This is a genomic window from Paenibacillus sp. NRS-1782, assembly GCF_050467685.1.
Classification (GTDB): domain Bacteria; phylum Bacillota; class Bacilli; order Paenibacillales; family Paenibacillaceae; genus Paenibacillus; species Paenibacillus terrae_A.
Map to the genome: position 1 here is coordinate 1 of NZ_JBITPH010000048.1, position 20,041 is coordinate 20,041.

At 40.8% G+C, this 20,041-nt stretch carries 16 protein-coding genes; 12 read left to right on the forward strand and 4 right to left on the reverse strand.

The features are described 5' to 3' along the window. Positions 1-553 precede the first annotated feature (553 nt). The 4 genes from ACIFQM_RS18695 (at position 554) to ACIFQM_RS18710 (ending at position 9,573) form a co-directional block, all read left to right on the forward strand. Positions 554-2,020, forward strand: coding sequence for a hypothetical protein (locus tag ACIFQM_RS18695; protein WP_430041500.1), 1,467 nt, complete (start codon positions 554-556; stop codon positions 2,018-2,020). Positions 2,021-2,244: 224 nt separating this feature from the next. Beyond that, positions 2,245-3,711, forward strand: a complete 1,467-nt coding sequence (locus ACIFQM_RS18700) for a hypothetical protein (RefSeq protein ID WP_430065965.1) — start codon at positions 2,245-2,247, stop codon at positions 3,709-3,711. A gap of 145 nt (positions 3,712-3,856) precedes the next feature. Beyond that, positions 3,857-4,735, forward strand: coding sequence for a hypothetical protein (locus tag ACIFQM_RS18705; protein WP_430065967.1), 879 nt, complete (start codon positions 3,857-3,859; stop codon positions 4,733-4,735). A gap of 242 nt (positions 4,736-4,977) precedes the next feature. Continuing rightward, positions 4,978-9,573, forward strand: a complete 4,596-nt coding sequence (locus ACIFQM_RS18710; protein ID WP_430065969.1) for a fibronectin type III domain-containing protein — start codon at positions 4,978-4,980, stop codon at positions 9,571-9,573. Between the two features lie 79 nt (positions 9,574-9,652). Here the strand turns inward: ACIFQM_RS18710 and ACIFQM_RS18715 are convergent, their stop codons facing one another. Further along, positions 9,653-10,162: a discoidin domain-containing protein gene (locus ACIFQM_RS18715; protein WP_430041508.1), complete on the reverse strand. Its 510-nt coding sequence runs from the start codon at positions 10,160-10,162 to the stop codon at positions 9,653-9,655. Between the two features lie 430 nt (positions 10,163-10,592). Between ACIFQM_RS18715 and ACIFQM_RS18720 the strand changes: the two genes are divergently transcribed. Both ACIFQM_RS18720 and ACIFQM_RS18725 read left to right on the forward strand, forming a co-directional pair. Further along, positions 10,593-11,222, forward strand: a complete 630-nt coding sequence (locus ACIFQM_RS18720; RefSeq protein WP_430041510.1) for a TetR/AcrR family transcriptional regulator — start codon at positions 10,593-10,595, stop codon at positions 11,220-11,222. Then, on the forward strand, positions 11,219-12,193 hold the full coding sequence (locus ACIFQM_RS18725) for an alpha/beta hydrolase (RefSeq protein WP_430048491.1): 975 nt from the start codon (positions 11,219-11,221) through the stop codon (positions 12,191-12,193). The genes ACIFQM_RS18720 and ACIFQM_RS18725 overlap by 4 nt, the downstream gene beginning before the upstream one ends. 146 nt (positions 12,194-12,339) lie before the next feature. Here the strand turns inward: ACIFQM_RS18725 and sigK are convergent, their stop codons facing one another. Both sigK and ACIFQM_RS18735 read right to left on the reverse strand, forming a co-directional pair. After that, positions 12,340-12,882, reverse strand: a complete 543-nt coding sequence (sigK, locus tag ACIFQM_RS18730; protein WP_430041529.1) for an RNA polymerase sporulation sigma factor SigK — start codon at positions 12,880-12,882, stop codon at positions 12,340-12,342. Between the two features lie 186 nt (positions 12,883-13,068). After that, complete coding sequence (locus ACIFQM_RS18735) at positions 13,069-13,284, reverse strand: helix-turn-helix domain-containing protein (protein ID WP_430041514.1); 216 nt, start codon at positions 13,282-13,284, stop codon at positions 13,069-13,071. A gap of 160 nt (positions 13,285-13,444) precedes the next feature. On the opposite strand from ACIFQM_RS18735, the gene ACIFQM_RS18740 reads away from it, so the two are divergent. The 3 genes from ACIFQM_RS18740 (at position 13,445) to ACIFQM_RS18750 (ending at position 15,164) form a co-directional block, all read left to right on the forward strand. Next, positions 13,445-14,095, forward strand: coding sequence for a hypothetical protein (locus ACIFQM_RS18740; protein WP_430048488.1), 651 nt, complete (start codon positions 13,445-13,447; stop codon positions 14,093-14,095). Positions 14,096-14,140: 45 nt separating this feature from the next. Beyond that, entirely contained in the window at positions 14,141-14,590 is a 450-nt protein-coding gene (locus ACIFQM_RS18745) for a hypothetical protein (RefSeq protein WP_430041519.1), read from the forward strand. A 247-nt stretch (positions 14,591-14,837) separates the two neighbouring features. Next, a complete protein-coding gene (locus ACIFQM_RS18750; RefSeq protein WP_430041521.1) occupies positions 14,838-15,164 on the forward strand; it encodes a hypothetical protein in 327 nt (108 codons plus the stop codon). 704 nt (positions 15,165-15,868) lie between these two features. Here ACIFQM_RS18750 and ACIFQM_RS18755 read toward each other — a convergent pair. Beyond that, on the reverse strand, positions 15,869-16,576 hold the full coding sequence (locus ACIFQM_RS18755) for a hypothetical protein (protein WP_430041522.1): 708 nt from the start codon (positions 16,574-16,576) through the stop codon (positions 15,869-15,871). Between the two features lie 207 nt (positions 16,577-16,783). Here ACIFQM_RS18755 and ACIFQM_RS18760 point away from each other — a divergent pair, with 207 nt between their 5' ends. The 3 genes from ACIFQM_RS18760 to ACIFQM_RS18770 all read left to right on the forward strand — a co-directional run bounded on the left by ACIFQM_RS18760 (position 16,784) and on the right by ACIFQM_RS18770 (position 19,930). Continuing rightward, positions 16,784-17,257: a hypothetical protein gene (locus ACIFQM_RS18760; RefSeq protein ID WP_430041524.1), complete on the forward strand. Its 474-nt coding sequence runs from the start codon at positions 16,784-16,786 to the stop codon at positions 17,255-17,257. 621 nt (positions 17,258-17,878) lie between these two features. Beyond that, positions 17,879-18,223: a DUF3102 domain-containing protein gene (locus ACIFQM_RS18765; protein ID WP_430041525.1), complete on the forward strand. Its 345-nt coding sequence runs from the start codon at positions 17,879-17,881 to the stop codon at positions 18,221-18,223. Positions 18,224-19,075: 852 nt separating this feature from the next. After that, on the forward strand, positions 19,076-19,930 hold the full coding sequence (locus ACIFQM_RS18770; RefSeq protein ID WP_430065971.1) for a tyrosine-type recombinase/integrase: 855 nt from the start codon (positions 19,076-19,078) through the stop codon (positions 19,928-19,930). The last annotated feature ends 111 nt before the right edge of the window (positions 19,931-20,041 follow it).

Genomic DNA, 20,041 nt, shown 5'->3' on the forward strand with positions numbered 1-20,041 from the left:
ATCTTTAGTTCAACTTATATACATCGAATGGGGTAAAGAGACTGCGATTTTATATGGAGAGGCGGGCATGATAAGCTGGTTAGCAACGCGAAGTCCTTATGCTTCGCGGCTTTCGCGAGTACTCATGCCCGCAGAGGCTCCATGTCAAATCGCTCTATTAGTCTAGAAAACGTAACTTTAGCCACGGAGTATAGCGAAGAGCCATAACTTTTTACGTATTTTACGAAAGGTGCATTATGTGCGCTCAAGATGTGTTCAAGTTTTTTAGCTTGAAACTCAAAAAAAGGCTCCCTTTTAATTAGAGTAGCCTTTTTCGTCGTGATTTTTAGGATAAAAAGTAGACAAGGATTTTCAGTACTTTGTCCATTGCCTCAGGCATAGTTCCAAAAGCGGTGACAAAATTATCACGGATTACAAATAAGAATATTTGAAGAAGTATCTTCCATTAGAACCAGAATTGCTTTATGATAGAGACAGACAGCATAGAAGTTTTCCAGATGTATCTGGGGAATAGCGGAAATTTAGTAAAACATTCGAGAGGGGATTTTTTAGTATGAACAGGTTCAGAAAGGCAACTTCGCTGTTGCTAAGCACGGTGCTCCTGCTTTCTTTCGGGATGACTGCGAACGCGAGTCAAAGCACAGAGGGTAAAACGGAACAGGCGATTAAAGCGGAGTCCATTTTTCAGCTAACAACTGAAAAAGAAAGCGTTATTAAAGATTTAACACGGGCAGACAAGCCCGCAAGCATTACAGATTCGGTGTATGCCATCACGGAAAATATCAACTTGCAAACACCACAGAAATCTGTTTTGAAAAAGAAAGTTACCCCTTCGCTGAAAGCAAGTCCAAAGTCAGCATCAGCGAATGCGACAGCGTCCTCCGCTACATATTCCGGTACGATTACGGAAGAGGGAGGTACACAGTTTTTATATCCAATCTACTTGCAGCCCGGTGAATTATTGCAGGCTCAATTAGACGGACCGTTTTCAGCACAGCTTGACTATGACTTGTACTTATATGAGTTTGATATGACGACAGGTGACATTAATCCCAATGCCATTGACAATTCCATCTACGGTACTTATTTTAACAATTATGGGCAAGGGTCTGCATCACTTCCCGAAAATGTAGGAGCCCGCAACACGACTGGATCTGAAAAGGCTTATGCGATTGCAGTCCATGCCAAGAAGGGGTCAAGTATTAATGATCTTTTCTATCTGACTGTGGCTACAAGCTCCAAATATGATGCATATGAGCCGGATGAGAGCGCATTTCATGCTTATAATTTTACAATTAACAACGGAGGTTCTTCAATTAACTCCCGCACCATCCATTCCGGTATAGATAACGATTGGTATCAAATCACGATCCCAGCAGGTCGTAATTATGATGCTGTAAATGTAAAGCTGGATAGTACCTCGGAGAGCTACGGCTATAAAGCGGAAGTTTATGGGGTGCTCACTGGCAACCAAATGGTGCTTCTCCCGCAAACGAATCACAACGTTTCCCTGAATACGGGAACCTACTATGTGCGAGTGTACACCACAAGTCAGTATTCAGCCGACCATTTGTATACACTAACCATGAAACCGGTACTCAAGGCTGGTAAAATCGAAATTACCGGCTATAACTCCAATGGCTATTATGACTATCCAACCTACTCATACGGTCGTCATTATCGTATTAACGGAGGCAGCAGCCTGATCGTGAATGGTGTCGTTAAAACAACGGATGGTCAACTGGTTCCTAATGCGCCTGTCACTGTCGCTTGGCTGGATCAGAACTGGAGCGAGGGCAGCGGTAACCGTACCAGAACGGCTTCTACGTATACGAACGATTACGGGAGATTCAGTGTGACTCTTTCCCTTCCACAATCTACAGGAAGAAATGTAGAATATTTGAGTGACATTGGTTCTACTCACTATTATGATCTTACAGGGGTAGCGGCTCAGGTCGACGGCACCTCGATTAGTGCAACGGATATAATTTATCTTTTTGCTTACAGTCTTAGAAATTAATCATTTTTTAACGTAGTAGAGTAATATATAAGAGTCGCTTTTGTTCGCAATGGCTTGCTGAGGCTTTCCATTTTCGAAAAAGGCGGCTCTTTATGTTTTTTTTGCACAGTATATTCCATTAGTACCAGAAGTGTTTTATGATAGAGCCATACAGCCTAGAAGTTACCCTGGTTTATCCGGGGAATAGCGGGAATTCCTTAAACCATTTGAGAGGGGATTTCAGTATGAAGAGGTTCAAAAAGGCGATGGCAGTTATGCTAAGCACGATGCTCCTGTTCGCTTTTGGGTTGACTGCGAACGCGAGTCAAAGCACAGATGGGGGATCGGACCAAGCCATTAAAGCGGAGTCTGATGTTCAGCTAACAGCTGCAAATGAAAACGTCATTAAGCAGCTGACGCGGGCAGACAAGCCTGACAGTATCACTTCTTCGGTATATGCCATGAAGGAAAATCTCAACTTCAAGACACCAGAGACACCCTCATTGAAAAAAGAAGCTGTTCCTTCGCTGAAAGCAAGCCCAGCGGCAGTCACAGCTTCTTCTGCTACGTATTCCGGTACGATTACGGAAGAGGGAGGTACACAATTTTTATATCCGATCTATTTGCAGCCTGGCGAATTGTTGCAGGCTCAGCTGGACGGACCATTTTCAGCACAGCTTGACTATGACTTATACTTATATGAGTTTGATATGACGACAGGTGACATCAAGCCCAATCCAATAGACGCTTCTACCTACGGTACTTATTTTAACAATTATGAACAGGGGGCTGCATCACTTCCCGAAAACGTAGGAGCGCGCAACGCTATCGGATCGGAAATGGCTTATGCGATTGCAGTTCATGCCAAGAAGGGATCTAGCATTAATGCTCCCTTCTATCTGACTGTCGATACAAGTTCCAGCTACGATGCATACGAGCCGGATGAGAGCGCTTTTCATGCTTATAACTTTACCTTTAGTACGGGCGGATCTTCCCTTAACTCACGTTCCATCCATTCAGGCATTGATAACGACTGGTATCAAATCACGATCCCTGCGAGCCGCAATTATGATGCATTAAATGTAAAGCTGGATAGTACCTCGGAAAGCTACGGTTACAAAGCGGAAGTTTATGGAGCTCTCAGCGGCAACCAGATGGTGCTTCTTCCGCAAACGAATCACAATGCTTCTTTGAATACTGGAACCTACTATGTACGAGTATACACAACCAATCAGTACTCAGCTGACCATTTGTATACACTAACACTTAAACCGGTGCTTCGGGCTGGAAAAATTGTAATTAACGGTTACGACTCTTCTAAAAATGGCCCTAATGACTACCCAACCTATTCTTACGGTCGTCATTACCGTGTTACTGGAACCAGTGATTTTACTGTGAAGGGTGTCGTTACTACAACTGATAATTATCCTGTTGCAAATGCGCCTGTTGATATGACATGGTTGAATCAGAACTGGACTGAAGGCAGCGGCAATCGCACTCGTACAGGCACAGCCTATACGGATCAGAATGGGGCCTTTAGTGTTACCGTTTCCCTGCCTCATTCAACTGGAAGTATTGCGGAATACTTGTCCGGAGCAATCAGTTTTACACACTATTTTGATCTCTCAGGGGTAGCTGCTCAGGTTAGGGGTACTTCGATTATAGACACAGATATTGTATATCACTTCGCTTACAGTATTTATGGCGGTTGATTAACTGCTTTAATACTTGTTCATTTTTAGGACAAAGCATATATTCATTCCATATATGCTTTGTCCGATATATATAGAAACAGGGTCACATTACATTATACATACGACTTAGAGTGCCTGTTACCAAAGGACAGGAGGAAATCAAATGAATTTTGAGCCCCTTAGAATGCAACGAGCCGTTGTGAACACTAGTAGCTTGAGGATAAATTTGGAAGATAAACAAGCCCAATCCCCCCAGCTTTATGAGGGAAAACGCTCCGACTTGGTTATCCAAGACTCCGTAGAGATTAGCGAAACAGGTAGGCAGCTGGCTGAAGGAGCTATTGTATCACAGTCTGCTAAGTATTTCGGTACAACCCAGATCAATGATGCATTAAACCGGGTTTTAGAAGGTCAGTCAGAAGAAGTGTCCAATGCGGTGTACAGTATGATTGAATCCAATTTTATCGTCAATGGTACAGTAACAGATGAGAGCCAGCGAACCGTGCTACTGGAGATGGGAGTTTCCCAATCCAAGTATATTGCAGACCACTATATGGAAGGTGACAAGGCCAAAGAGTTTTTGGAAACCATGAACCAGATAGCTGCTATTGCTTTGACACGATCCATTGATCCAGAGACCGGAGATATTAGTTACACGACTCCAATAGACCGTCCGCTAGGTGCCCCTGAGGATTACGTCAAAATGTCGGAATTGATGAAGCAGGCTGACCCCCAAAGGTATACATCATTCATCAATGACATTAAAGGTGGGGGGAATGGACTGAGTCAGCTGCTAGATTTTGCACAAAAGGTTCCTCAAAACCCTAAATGGATTGAGGAATATAAGGAACGTGCAGGAGAGATTGCGAAATTTCTAAATAACACGCGAATAGAGAATCGGTTTGACAAGGCTGATACGACTTCAGCTTCGGCATTTATGAACAGTATGCAAAATATTCTTAAGGAATCTTCCGCTATGCAGGACTCTTACAGTCAGAACCTGCGCGGCTTTTTTCGGAACTTGGGCGTTCACGTTCATTAAGGCTTCAAGGCTGATCCCGAGATGTGGAATAATGTGCAATACAAGCATGTATGAATTTTAAATGATGTCGTGCTGTTTACATTACGTTTAGAACGAAGTATAATAACTTCAAAACATACTCGTTACTTTGAGGAAGCACCTCAAACTTAGGCTTAACCGCCTTCGTTTGGGGTGCTTTTTTTATTTTAGCCGAAACGAGTTTGTAAACTCTTTGAAAATAAAATAAAGCAAGGGAGAAATGTATGTATCCAAAAAATAAGCGAAAGGTAAGGAAGTATAGCAAGTGGGCATATGGATTTTTAGCTGTAATGATCATGTTAACTGCCTTTCCTATATTTCCAGATAGAGTATCAGCTGCTACCCAAGAGATCATCGGTGGACCTTTTTGCCAAAATAATCTACCTAACGGGGGTGACGGTTGGGGGTTCTGGTCAGGAAATGGAGTAGGAGCCACTGAAGTTTATACCGGTATGGGCTCGGCAAGATATAAGTGTGAGGGTGTGGTGCAGCCGACAGAACGTTTTGTTGATATTGGAAAATCTATTAAGACGTCGGATTATAAGATTTTTGTTTATATCGAAGGGTCTTACCATACTAATATATTTGTATCTAATGCAGCAGCGGGTAACACTTGGCAGCCTAATGGAACGAATTTATATACATGGACCAATGTCACAAAATTATATGCCAGTAGCTCTTATGAAGGGAAATGGGTAGAGATCACAGACTCTATTACGTTAAAAGATATTCGGTATTTTAGAGCTATGGGTACTAACCAGCAGACTGGTAATGAAATATCCAAGTTTGGAGTCCGTGTCATCCCCAAATCAGATCTGATGCCCAAACTACCCCAGATTAATGCAGGAGCTGAGGGCCAAGCAAGTACGGGATGGACCAAAGGACCTGTAACGGTATGGATCAATGGAGACGTGGCGCCTGAAGGGCTGAAATACTATGAATACAGCCTAAATGGTGGAGCATTCCAACAGTACACAGGACCCTTTACTGTATATGATCATGGTGTAAATACAATCTATGCCCGGACTGTGGACGTGAATAACCAGTATAGTGGTCTTTCTTCCGGGAATGTCAGGATAGATAAAATGCCACCGACGCCACCGATCATAAGTGCAACGGGTAACAGTAATGACTATACCATTACATTGCAGCCAGGAGCGGACGATTATTCTGGGCTGGCCCATACACAATTTCGCGTGACGGGCGTTGTCAATCAAGGTTGGCAAGACTATGGTGGAGCATTCCATGTTAATCAAGATGGCAAAAGCACGGTTTATGCCCGCTCCATAGACAACGTAGGTAATGTGAGTCAGGAAGTAAGCAAGGAAGTCACTATTGATAAAAAGGGTCCGACTGCTCCTGCTATCCGAGCTAGCGAGGCGGGGCCAACGATCAACAATGTGAATATTGCCATTGATTCAGGAAGTGATCCTGTCAATGGAATCAAGATGACACAGTATCGTTTGAGTTCAGCAGGGGCATGGCAGACATATAATGGCGTTTTTACATTAAATGCAGAAGGGCTGTACGAGCTATCAGCACGGACGATCAATAATCTGGACGTGCCTAGTCCAATCGTGACTCAATCGGTCATAATTGATCGGACCAGACCAACGCCCCCGGAGGTGACGTTCTCCGAGGTGACGATGCCCACTCGATACACCAATAAGCCAGTGCAATTTGCTATTTCGGGAGGAACGGATCGTTCAGCAGTACATTATGAATATCAAATAGGCTCTGGCCATTATGTTCCTGGTTCATCGGGAGTATTAAATAGTTCTGGCATCGTCAAAGTGACTGCTCAAGCTGTGGATGCGGCTGGAAATCGGAGTGATCCGGTGTTCGCAACATCTTATATTGATTTGGAACGCCCGACGATCCAGCTTACACCGGATTCGCGTGAATGGAAGGATACGAGTATTCAGGTGGGGATACGATATGCTGACGAGCATTCGGGGATCGAACCAGCTACGATGCAATATAAAATCACGAACAGCCCTGACGTACCCGAGGCTTGGGATACAGCTGCTGATACAGGAATTCAGATGAACCTTTCAAAGGAAGGTGAATGGTATGTTCATGCCAAGGTGAAAGATCAGGCGGGTAACATTTCTGAAACAGTCAGCAAAGCACTTCGCATTCAGAAGCAGCCTCAGCCGGCTGAGCTTTCTGCGTCATCCGTACGAAATACAGAGGTCGATCTGCAATGGACTCTTCCGACGGGCCTTGCTGATGGTTACGTCTATACCATCCGAAATTTAACGACGAATGAGATTTGGGATGTTACGCATCCGACAAATTCTTTTACAGACACAGGGCTACAGGGAGGGCGTTCATACGAATATGAAGTGCGTTCCAGTAATCACGTGGGAGGCAATGCTTATTCCAACCGGGTTCGTGTGTTAACGTTACCTGATGCCCCGGATCAGATCCGATTACGAACCATTTCGCGTACTTCAGCACAAATCATGGCTGATTTTACGCCAGTGCTTTCAGCTGACAACTATAAGATTACAGCAACAGATGTTAGTACAGGGGAAGTCATATTTAAGGATACTGTTACACAGGATGTGTATAATCCAATTACGGGGATGAAGCCGGGTGAATTTTACGATGTTTCTGTATCAGCTATGAATGCCAGTGGAGAGGGTGCGGCCAAGCATGTGTCTTTTTTAAGCCTGCCAGATAGCCCAAGCGGATTCCAAAATGTAACCGTGAAGGACGATGGAATCGACTTGAAATGGAATCGTGTAATCACGGCGACATACTATGCTCTGGAGCGGGACAAAGCATCTGTTTATAAGGATGTGTATACTGAATTCGCTGATGACGGACTTCAGGCAGGAACGGAGTATGACTATTCCATTTCCGCTGAAAATGCAACAGGCTTTGGAGATTATGCTCATTTGAGGGTCATCACATTACCTGATCGGGTAACCACGCTGGCGAGTGTAGGGAATGATGTATATTCTGTCAGTGTGGATTGGCAAGATGTGCAGGGAGCTGACGGATACATCTTGAATGTTAATGATGAGCCAGATGTGCGGCTTTCCCGGGGAAGCCATGTCTATACTTTTGATGGATTGCCCGCAGGTAGGAATGCAAATATTCGAATCCGGGCCTACAATCGAAGTGGGAAAGGTGAGGATACAACTATCAACGTGTTAACACTACCCACATTGGTTGAACGACTTATAGCGGTAGAGGTTCGGGAGCATGATGCCGCGATTGTTTGGGACCCAGTCGATGGGGCGACCAAATACAAAGTATCAATTAATAGCCAGGATTATTACAGCACGGAACCACGTGTAGTCGTATCCGGATTAGAAGGTGGGAAAAAATACGATTTTCAGGTGAGCAGCGGTAATGATAGTGGGTTCGGTCAGCCCGTACGGGAAGAGCTGCTTACGCTTCCACCTCAAGTGCAAAACGTCAAAGTCACAGAGCTAGGGAATGGACAGATTTTGCTGAACTGGGATGAAATCAAAAATGCTTCTCAATATGCTGTAATTCGGAAAGATACTGGTGAAATCGTAGATACCAAGGATAGTAGTATTAAGCTTTCAGGTATCCAACCGGGTACGATGTACTCGTTTGGCATTCAAGCTGTCAATACAACGGGCGCAGGTGAGTGGACTCCATTAACGTATCGTGCGCTCCCAAGCCCAATACCAGATCATGAGCTGACATTTAAAGATGTAACAGATACCGATCTGGTAGTGACGTGGAAAGAAGCTCCTGGTGCAGATACCTACCATGTATACCAAAATGGGCTGCTTATCGGTCATACGGCCAACTCTAATTTTAAGGTAGATGGCTTGGATAGCTCTACGGTGTATCGTATTACCGTCAAACCGGTTAACACAAGCGGTGAAGGTAAACAGACAGAGGGCGAGGTAGAAACGTTACCATCTCCAGAATTTGCGTTTTCGAAAACGGAGACGACGAATAGCGAGTTTATGATCCACTGGGAATCAAAGCACAAAAATGATATTTTCGTGCTCACCAGTGAAGGGCAAGCAGAATTATATCGTGGTAAGGATCGAAGCTTTATTTGGAGTCAGCTTAAAGAGAAACAATCGTATGCTGTTCAGCTTTGGGCAGAAAACACCCAAGGAATGCGTACCACTGCAAAACAAGCCCACGGTAAAACAACGGGGAGTACTGAAGCCTCAGCCTCAGGCGGTGGAGCAGGAGGTGGGGGGATCGTTAAGCCGATTCAGCCCGATGCTGAGGAGTTGACTGAAACAGCAACCATTCAAGCACCTTCAGTCGAAACGAAGCCCAATCGCTTTAGTGACATTGAACGGGCATTTAATAAAGATAAGATTAATGCCCTTGCAGATATGGGGGTAGTGAAGGGTATGACCCAAACCCTTTTTGAGCCGAGCAGACCTGTAACACGTATGGAGTTCACTTCGATGCTCGTCCGTTCCCTGAAATTACCGCTCGAAACGGATATGGCTTTAAGCTTCGAGGATATCAATCCATCAGCGTGGTATGTTGATCTACTAAAAACAGCGATTAAAGATCAGGTCGCTCATGGATTTAGTAATAAGGTATTTGCTCCAGATCGCGTTATTAACCGGGAGCAGGCGGCTAAAATGGTGAACAACGTTATCAAGGCTACGCCACAACAAGAAAGCAATATCTACTCAGATGCCTCTCAAATTGTGGAATGGGCCAGAGAAGATGTACTGGGTCTAACCGAAATGAATTTAGTACAAGGTTATCCAGATGGAAGCTTCCGTGCAAAACAGGTAATCACACGCGCCGAAGCGGCTGAAATGATTTATAACATGATTCAAAAAATTCAATAAAAAGAAGGGGGTGGCATGAGCCAGCCCCTCTTTTGTATATGTGCATATAGGAATTGATGCAGTAGGCTCACATTGATTTTTATTCCGCAATTGCGGGATTTAAACTGGAATTTCTATAGGCAGGAACGCCATTGATTGAAGCGGTTCTTAACTGAATATAACGTACACCATAATAGGTTGTTGTATTGTTCAGACCAGATGAAAGTACAGTTATTTTATAATATTGAAAAGGAATCTCATTACTAAATTGGTAAGTCGTTTTTGCAGTAGTTGGCACTGCTTCTACTGCACCTAATCTAAACCAGTTTTCTCCGTCGTTAGAACCATGAAGAGAAAACGTTAGGATAAACGCTTTAAAGGTTGGCTGAGCTAAGAGGATATCATTAATCGTTTTGCCTTCATCTAATTTGAAAATGATTTCTCCACCTCTACCGCTTAAGCTGCTTTCCCAAGAAAGATTATTATCAATTAAAATATTTTTTGGAAAAGTATTTTTGGTATCACCATTAGTTGAAACATTTTCTTCTGCTATAACGACAGGATCAATTGAAAAAGAATAATCGTTTGGATTCTGACTAAATTTTGTCATGTTGGATTTCCTCCATTAGTTAAATTATTTAATATGGTTGAAATTATCATTATACATTCATATGAATCTCTCAATAAATGTATTACCTTATACTAAAATACATATTTCGACTGCCAGAAAAAACACATCAATACTCATCAACAGGTAGAGATTGTCGTCTACATAGCTTCAAATGGACGGAAGTAAATCCGGGTTAGATATAGCACTGGATTGCCTCAATTCGCAAATGAGCGCAAGGCTGTATATACAGTTATTGCTGGAATGCTGTGGATGACGACACATACAATATAAGCAATCCTCGTGTACTCATAACAATAAAATGGAACAATTAAATTTACTCTTGCTATAAGTCGTAATTTAAGATACATTATTAATTAAATAATCAATCATTTAATTAATTAAAGTTTAGTTTAAAGAGAGGGGAATACATTTGGCAAGACCCATCAATGAAGAAAAAAGACTGGAGCGGCGTAAACGTATCCTAGAAGAAGCTGTTGTCCTGTTCGCAGAAAGTGGATATTCTAATACCACAACGGCTATCATTGCGCAGAGTGTGGGAGTGACTCCTGGAACCATTTTTCAATATTTCCCTAGCAAAGAAGCTTTATACTACGCAGCTGTCCTTGAGCCGCTTGCTGATATTCAGGCAAAATCGCTTGCTTGTCTACAACAAGAGGGGACGCCGGGCGTATTGATTAAGAACATGGTGGCAGAACAATTCAACTATATCTACTTATATACAAATGAATTGCGGCTTGTTCAATCTGTCTTAGGACAACGAATAAGATTCCCTGAACTTACACAGAAGGTCCTTGAAAGTACTAAGGTAATGACAGATGCAATCGAATGCGTCTATGCCAAGGGACAGTTAATGGGGGAATTTAACAAAAGCTTTTCTCCAGCAATGATCTCTCGTGCCTATATCTCTTTCTTTAATGGAGTGGGCTTAACTCTTGGAGAAAGTATTATTCATCATCCCGAGTGGGAAAATCTGAAGGGGCATGCTTTTTATTTGTTCGCACCCATACAACCTAAAGAAAAACTGGAGGAGTCTGAATGAGTCAAACATCATTACAATCGGATCTGACATTTAACGTTCGTGTGAAAAAACGGAAGAAAATGTTATGGAGCCTAGGGATCGCGTTTTTGCTTGTGTTGGCTCTTGTATTTTTTATATCTTATAAAGTAGTAGACACCTTGTTGCACCATCCTAGAGACACTAACGTCAGCTACGGATTGAATATCGATAAAACTCCTTACGAAGAGGTCGAGTTCAAGAGTTTGAAAAATGATAATACGATTAGAGGTTCCTTCTTCCCTGCAAGTGGTCTTTCTGGTAAAGAAAGTAATAAGACGATTATTGTCGTCCATGGATATACGAGCAATCGTTTAGTCAAAGGGCGGACCCCAAAGTTAGTAGAGCATTTCGTTCCGAAGGGCTACAATGTATTGGCATTTGACCTCAACTCGCAAGGTAAATCTGATGGCGATTTGATTACACTGGGCCTCAATGAAAAATACGATTTGCTAGGAGCTGTAAGCTATTTAAAATCCAGAAACCATACGGGTGATAACATTGGAGTGATCGGCTTTTCAATGGGTGCTGCTACTTCTTTGCTAGCCGCAAGTGAAAGTGATGACATCAAAGCTGTAATTGCGGATAGTCCTTTTCGTAATGCTGGTCTATTTCTGAGAGAGGGTTTGCCCTTCTTTTCAGGTTTACCTGCGTTTCCATTCAGCTATACATCGACATGGATGGCAAAATGGACCTTTAAGGTTGATCTTGATTCCATATCTCCTATGGATGCGGTAAAAAAGATGCAAGACAAGCCAGTTATGCTCATTCATGGTACTGGGGATCAGCAAATTAGTTATAAAAATACAGAAATTATTTACGAGTCCTTAAAAGATAACCCAAAAGCAGAAGTATGGTACCCGCAAAATACGGAGCACATCGATGCCATCAACCATTACCCTACTGAATATTTCCAAAGAGTAGATCGCTTTTTAGATGAGTATGTAGGAAAATAAATTCAATCCAAGAGAGCCAACAGCGGAGGGCTTGTCCCGACGAAGTAAAACATTTTTAGCCTGTAGTGTAGAAAACCACTACAGGCTTTTATTTGCGTTTTAAATAAAAATACATAGCAAAATTGGTATTATTGAAGCGGAATCCATTACCCCTTCTGCTTGTAAAATTCATGGTACAGCTTCATCAGCGCACGCTTCTCAATGCGGGACACATACGAACGAGAAATCCCCAGCTCTCTTGCGATTTCCCGCTGTGTACGTTCTTCTCCTCCAGCTTCCAGACCGAACCGACCAATAACCACTTCTTTTTCACGCTCATCCAAAATATCCAGGTTACGATAGATTTTACTCTTCTCTATTTTGAGCTGTACCTTATCCACAATATCGTCAGCCTCGGTGCCGAGGATATCAATTAAAGTAATTTCGTTACCTTCCTTGTCGGTCCCTATAGGATCATGGAGAGATACGTCTTTACGTGTTTTTTTCAATGAGCGAAGATGCATTAAAATTTCATTTTCAATACAACGGGCCGCAAACGTTGCCAGCTTGGTGCCTTTCCCGGTCTGAAAGCTTTCAATGGCCTTGATCAGTCCGATGGTGCCTATGGATATGAGGTCCTCCAAATCTTCACCGGTGTTATCAAACTTTTTGAAGATGTGAATAGAAAACAAAGTAAAAATAATGAGCAGTTAGCTCTTTATTTCCGGGGGATTTTTGAAATTGAAGAGTTTCCTAAAGGCTCCAATAAACCAAGAAAGCTTGTGCCAAAAGAGGACAAGTTCATTATGATTTAATAGGACAAGCAAGTGAGGGGAATAGAAATTTTGAAGGCTTACCCGAATATAGGGAGCCTTCCTTGTTTTTTATAACGCTTATTATTTAGTTTCCTCGAACTGCATCAGTACGGATATGTCTTTAATATCTAATGCGTTAGCTATTTTCTCAAGGTTATTTATATTCAATTCCTGAAATTTGTTATTGCACAAATTGGATATTTTTGATTGTGGAACTCCTGAAATTTCTTCAAGCTTTTTTTGTGTGATTCCTTGCTCCTTAAGAACTTCTTTTAACTTAATCCGAAACTTTAACATTCAAATATCCTCCATAAACAGATTGACATTATACCCATGTCGTGATAATTGTATTATACCGATATCGTGATAAATAATATCGTTTGGGTAAGGAATGTGTTTATACTTCCTTAGTTTTGCTATTGCCATTTTACCAATTTCTCAAGGAGGATGATACCAAATGAACAAAAAAGCTAACAAGCAAGCCATCATCGACATTGTGTGCATGAATCAAGTTTGGGATTCAGAAGGGGAAGCTACTGAAAAGGAACTGCACTATTACCACATAACAGACGCCTTAAATCGCAAATGGCAAACTATTGGCCTGAATGTCTCAGACGCAATTCAAGTGTTTGAGCAAGGCAATGACGACAACTGGACTCGTATTATTGCGCCAGCACCGTACAATCCAAATATAAGCGTCAATGATCTAATCAATATGCTCAATATTTCTCCTGAAGCAACAGGTATCCGCATTGATATGCAAATTATTCTGAACACAGTTGAGAGAAGAAATTCCTTCATTAGCAGAATCGTAAACGTTAATCCTGAAAGCACATTTCTTCTGCTCCATCAAATGAAGGACGAATATCTTGAGCATAGTCAGCTATCAGATGAACAGTTCATTCAATTGTACACTGTGAATCCCGTAGAGGCTCTATCCATGTATTTCCTGCAATCCATTGATATCATCGCATATTGGGAATGGCGTGACGCTAACGGTACGGCTGAGAAGGCTATCCAGTACAAAAATGATGAACCTTTGATCTCCTTTATTCAAGCCATTGAACATGCTGAGGATGAAGCTATGAATATGGCTTGTGGCTGCTAATGTGTCACATGACACAATTATAAACCGAATGGGGAAGATACATATATGACAATCGCACTGAGAAAACTGCAACCAACTCAATCCACCACTAACAACAAAGAGGTGTCTGCCATGAACGCTGTATTTGAACAATTGTTCATCGAATTTGAAATCAAGCCTACAGCGGTTATCATCATTGAGGATATGAAGTATATGCTTAAAACTGTTGAACGTGTGAACGAATTTGCTAATCGGTTAACAGATGAACGATTCCCATTATCCTTGATCGTGAAAATGAGGAAAGAAGATATTGACGCTCATGGTTACACCGACAAGGCAACTTTTGCACATGATTACTATCGTGATAAGAAAGCCGCATTTGAAAAGTTGTTTCAAGAGCCAGCACACGACTGGAAAATGGATAGATACGAAACTGATGATCCTGAACGTATCTATGACACATATTTAAAACAAGGCAAATACTCACATATGACGGAAGTCGCATTGTTCGCTTAATCCAATATACATAGCAGGATGGAGACAACCACATAATCTGTCCTGTTAAATCACATAACAACGTGATAATAACATCATAGAAGCTTATACAACCTTTTTGGGGCTTTTAACAGCTATGGTAATCAAATGTAAAAGAGTCATTTTATCATCATAATCAACACTATAACGTAACGAGCCACACTTACTGTAACTATGATTTAGATAACCGCAAATATAAGCAAGGTGAACATAGAAAGGAAGCGAGAGTATGAACAATAACAATCCCGAATATCCATTCCCAATGTCACAACGTATGGAGATTGAACGCCTTTACTTTCCCAATGGTGTCAATACTACTCAAATTAATCTGCTGGATGATATAGAGAAACAACTGTCAGAAGCGTACAAGGCTGGTTATGAGCAATCATCTATACTCGGCTGGCACGAGTGGTCAAATAATAGTGCTATGGGATATACCGCTATAGCTCTTGAACGCTTAGGCTATGACCAAATTGAGATACAGCGAGTAATCAATAAGGATGTACCGTGTATTCGACGAGGTAAGTGTTCTGGAAGCGAAGGCACATTACAATGAGTCGAGCTTTTGAATCATAAAACATTGATTGATCTATAGGAATGAACAGTTCCAATAGCTAGTCAATGGGAACGGCAGGGGCAGATAATCAACGTTTCAAATACTGAAATAAATTAAGTATTAACGCATGTAAATTCCATATAGCTACCATTCTAAAATAAAGGAGCAAACGACATGTATAAAGCTGGACGGTTAATCAAAGGAAGACTGTACGTGAAGGATTGGAATAATGAATGGATCAACCTCAAACTGCTGGTTCAGGCCAACAGAAAGGCTGTGTAACATGGACATGGACTGGCTTGAATCAGTGTATAGACAGTTGGTGAAAGAGGCAGCAGGGAAGGATACAGAGCTTGAGAGAAGGCTGGAGATTAGGAGCCAACTTAGTGTGATTAGACGTATTAAGAGGAAGGCCAAGGAAGAGATAAGTTTACTGAGTCTCAATTTAGTAAAGAAGTAACTGGAATTATTATGTCGATTGACGAGTCATTTATTAGAATTTTAAAACGCTGACTGAAACTAAATTATAAAATCATTCTCTTATCGTAAAAAAGAAGCGCTGAGTAAATATCTCAAACGCTTCTTTTTTGCTAACTATGCCAATTGTTATATAGCAGCCTTGATAATAAATAAAGCACAAGTAGTACGCCAAGCACTATCCCTATAATTACATATGTTTTTTTTCTCATTGTTAAATCCTTTTCTTATGACTTTGAAAATGATGAACCGTAAGAACCATCGGTAAAGCCCCAAATCGTATGTGTGCCAACTCCTACTACTGCCCCAAGTGATGAATGTATAAAGTTCCAAGTGAAGTAAGCAGTTTGATAAGCTCTAGTCTTGTCAGAATTTATATATGGTTTATCTTCTTTTATGGCGATATTCACAACAGGGAACCAGTTTCTGGTGACTAATCCACCACCATTCAATATTTCAGTTATTTTACCACCACTAACTCTGTACTGTACATATACTTGAGTTGTGATAATATTGATACCTAATGCAGAAGCGACTGTTTCAGCATAAGGTCTATATGTTGTAGCAAAAGGAGAAATAGTATTCTTTAGTTTACTTTCGTCTACTCTTATTTTTATGTCTCCATTGTATAGGTCTGTATTTTCGCCACTTTGCATTGCATCAAAAATTGCTTTAATTGCTTCAGGATTATTCATGTAGTCTACAAATTTTTGTTGGTCTTCATTGGATAAGCTTGTGAATTGTTTCAGAATGATAGAATGGTCGTCACCGCCTTGAGAGTTAGAGTTAAGTCCCCTATTATTTTGTTTTAAATAGTTAATGTAGTCTTCGGGGGTGTTGATAGTTGAAGAATTAGTTTCTTGAGCATTAGCAGAGAAGGGGAGTACTGCAAGAAACAATACAAACACAACAAACAAACTCAACATTTTTTTCACTTTAAAAACCACTCCTTAGTTATGATAGTAAAACAAAACCAATGTCATCCTTATTATGGATTTGTTTTACAGGGAATATCCTACCATAAATAAAATAAACTATCAAATAGTAGGGATAATAGTTTTCGATAATAAAAATAATTCGTATTTTATAAGCGGAAGTAATGAAATATTTTGACGTTAATGAGTGGAAATGATGATCTAAACATGAATCTAAACCAGCATCACACAATGACTTACACGCTGAACAGTGGTATCAAAGGTTCAGTCAATCTATCCACCAAACAAATACAGGACTGGATAGAATCATATCGTGTAGGCAGTAAATATGTAACAACAGTAGGCAAAGAACATTTTGGTTTGAATCCTGAGCTTGTAGCAGACTTTAAGGTACATAATGAATTTAGTGAGCAAAGGGAACATGTAGCAGCAATACAACCTACAGCAACAAGCAAGATCACTGAGCAGTTAGCAGATGCATACAGCCAGCATAAGACACTGATTCAGGTAGAATGTAAATGTGGAGCTTCTTATATAGAAGAATCAGCGTACAAGAGGAGTAAATGGGGATGTAAAGAATGCAGGGAGATTGTGTTTCTGGACAGCAAGAAGGGTATGGTGGATACAGTAAAGGGTAAGGCTTGGTATATGACTAATAGCTATTTCGTTGAGAGGGGTTAAGGCTTTTCACAAGATGAGAAAAGCCCTGATTACAGGAAATGGTACATAAGAAACGAATTACAGGCTTTTGACAAACTGTCAAATCCCTTGATATGACTGGGTTTAACGGTGCGTACAACTGTTGGACACAGCGTCCAATCGCCAACTTTGGCGTGTCACCTAATGTCACCAAGTGACACGATTACCTGTCATTGAAATTTCAAGGGTGACAAATCTGACTATGCAAAGCTGCGCCGTAAGAATATATAGAGATAAAAATCGGTTTAACCGAGTTATATACTGAAATTGATTCATGATTAGATCATTCAGGACGAAATTTAATCCCTTATACATATCACCAAACTTGATGAGTCCTAAGTTTAACTTAGTGGTGAGTCAAATAATTTTACCCACCAATTTCATTTGCGATATCAGCTTGAGGTACACCAAACCCAAATTAGTTTGGTTTGCCTCTTTGTCATTGGATGAGAAATTATTTCCTATCCTCTTATCATATTGATTGTTTCCATATTTAATACTGAATCAATCTCAGTATTAGCTGCTAATTTAAGCTTAGAGGGTTCACAGGTAAATCACCACTGAGTACCAATTTGGTATGGGAGTATATCAGACTAATAAAAGATGAGCAAATCGGTTAAACCGAGTTACAAAAAAATTGCTGGTCAGTCAGTGTTTGAGATTGGGCGACGATTGAAACATGTGAAAGAGAATGATTTGGTTCATGGTGAGTGGTACGAGTGGTTGAAGACTGTTGATTTTACTCCCAGAACAGCACAAAAAATGATTAAAGCATATGAGCAATTTGGAGATGCGACGTCGCAACTGCCAGTTAGTAAAATATTTGAGATGCTCTCCCTACCAGAATCCATTGATCGTCTGGAATTTGTTGAACAGGAACACACTATCCCATCAACTGGTGAGCAGAAGACAGTGGAGGAGATGACTGTGAGGGAATTACGTATATGATTCGAGCTTGAGACAAATTGTATTAAGGTTCAGCTATAGTTTAATGATGACTAAGCGTGATGGAGTGAAAAAGGTATAAATATACTCTAATTGATAATATCAAAATGACAATTATAACTCTTCCACTCCGCTATTCTTGTTATGATTGACGATACGATTGAGGTACGATACAAAATATAGATAAATAAAGGATTCTTCAAATTTAAGCTTCACACAATTTAATTTATAAAAATACAATAATCCCTTGATATATCAAGCTTTTTTACACATTATTTCTCGATACGTACGATACGTATTACGATGTTGACTATATTTACCAAAATCCCTTTGTTTATCTACCTTTTAGCTATTTTCTCGATACAGCAACGATGTAAATATAGTCAGGCACAATTTTGTTTCACTATGTCTCATAAAGCTATATGGAATAAGTGTTTTATGCACAAAAGACCAAGTTTCACGATTGAGCTTCGATACGGGTGTCGATACGGGTCGTCCTCTACAGTGTCTCCAAAGTTGGCGATACCCTCATATGGTTGACACAGCGTCAACATTGACTGGATGTACATCTATAAAACACACAGTTCGATATTTTCTATGTTGTTCAATGGGTTTAACGCAGCGTTAAACTTTTCTTGCCTGTATCATTGCTAACCGTCCTGAATTTCAAGATGGTTATTTCTGCTGACCATTTCGTCCGGCAGAACGTTGCTAACTCTGTGTCATAAAGTATCTATGGTGTGCTGATTGAACAGGCTGCTTCAACAAAGAACAATATTTATGGATATTCAATGTGTCGTAGAAGTTGACTTCCACGCAATAATTGAGTTATAATGTGTCGTAGAAGTAATAGATATGGAGGAGCTAAGTATGGAAAAATGTTGCGTGGAAGTACAGTTCTTTCTAAAAGAACAACAAGCGCTTGGTAAGAGTGAGAATACAGTCCGTACATATATGAGAATCATGAATGCTTTTGTGAATTGGATTGAACCCAATGGAGGAGAATTGAATGACTTAACGAGATATGATGTGCAAGCCTACATAAAACATTTGGAGGTAGATGGAAAGAGTGCCTCAACAGTAGATAAAGTGTTTGCTTGTTTGAGTGTCTATGCGCGTTTCATCTCTCAACCTGATATAGTTGATCGGATTAAGCGTACTCGACCTCAAAGACAAACACAAACAGCCCCAAAGTCACTAAGCGACTTAGAACGGAAACGTATACTTCGTGAAGTTGAAAAGGATGGGATTCTGAGAGATATTGCTATCATGTATGTTTTGATGCAATGTGGCTTACGTGTATCTGAACTATGCTCACTTAATCGTGGTGATGTAACTATGTCAGAACGTGGAGGGAAATTGATTGTACGCGAAAGTAAAGGTGGCGAGTCGCGTTCTTTACCACTAGCTGTTGATGTACGTTATCATATCAGTAAATATCTTGATTCAAGGACAGATGAAAACAAAGCCTTGTTTATCAGTAATGAACGTAAACGTATTTCAATTAGAACGGTACAGCATATGCTTAGTAAGTATGGAACGCATCCCCATGCACTCAGACATACATTTGTGCGTACCCTTGTTAAATCAGGAAATGATATTGCAGCCGTGGCTGAAATGGCGGGACATAAAGATGTAAATGTAACACGTCGTTACTCTAAACCAGATGAACAAGAAATGATTACAGCAATTGAAAGAGCATTCTCATAATATGAAATACTATCCATGTGTACACTCACAAACACAAACAAGCCTAGATATTATATCGTCTAGGTTCTTTGTTATTAACATCTATATATTGTCACGCCTGTTGAATAACCA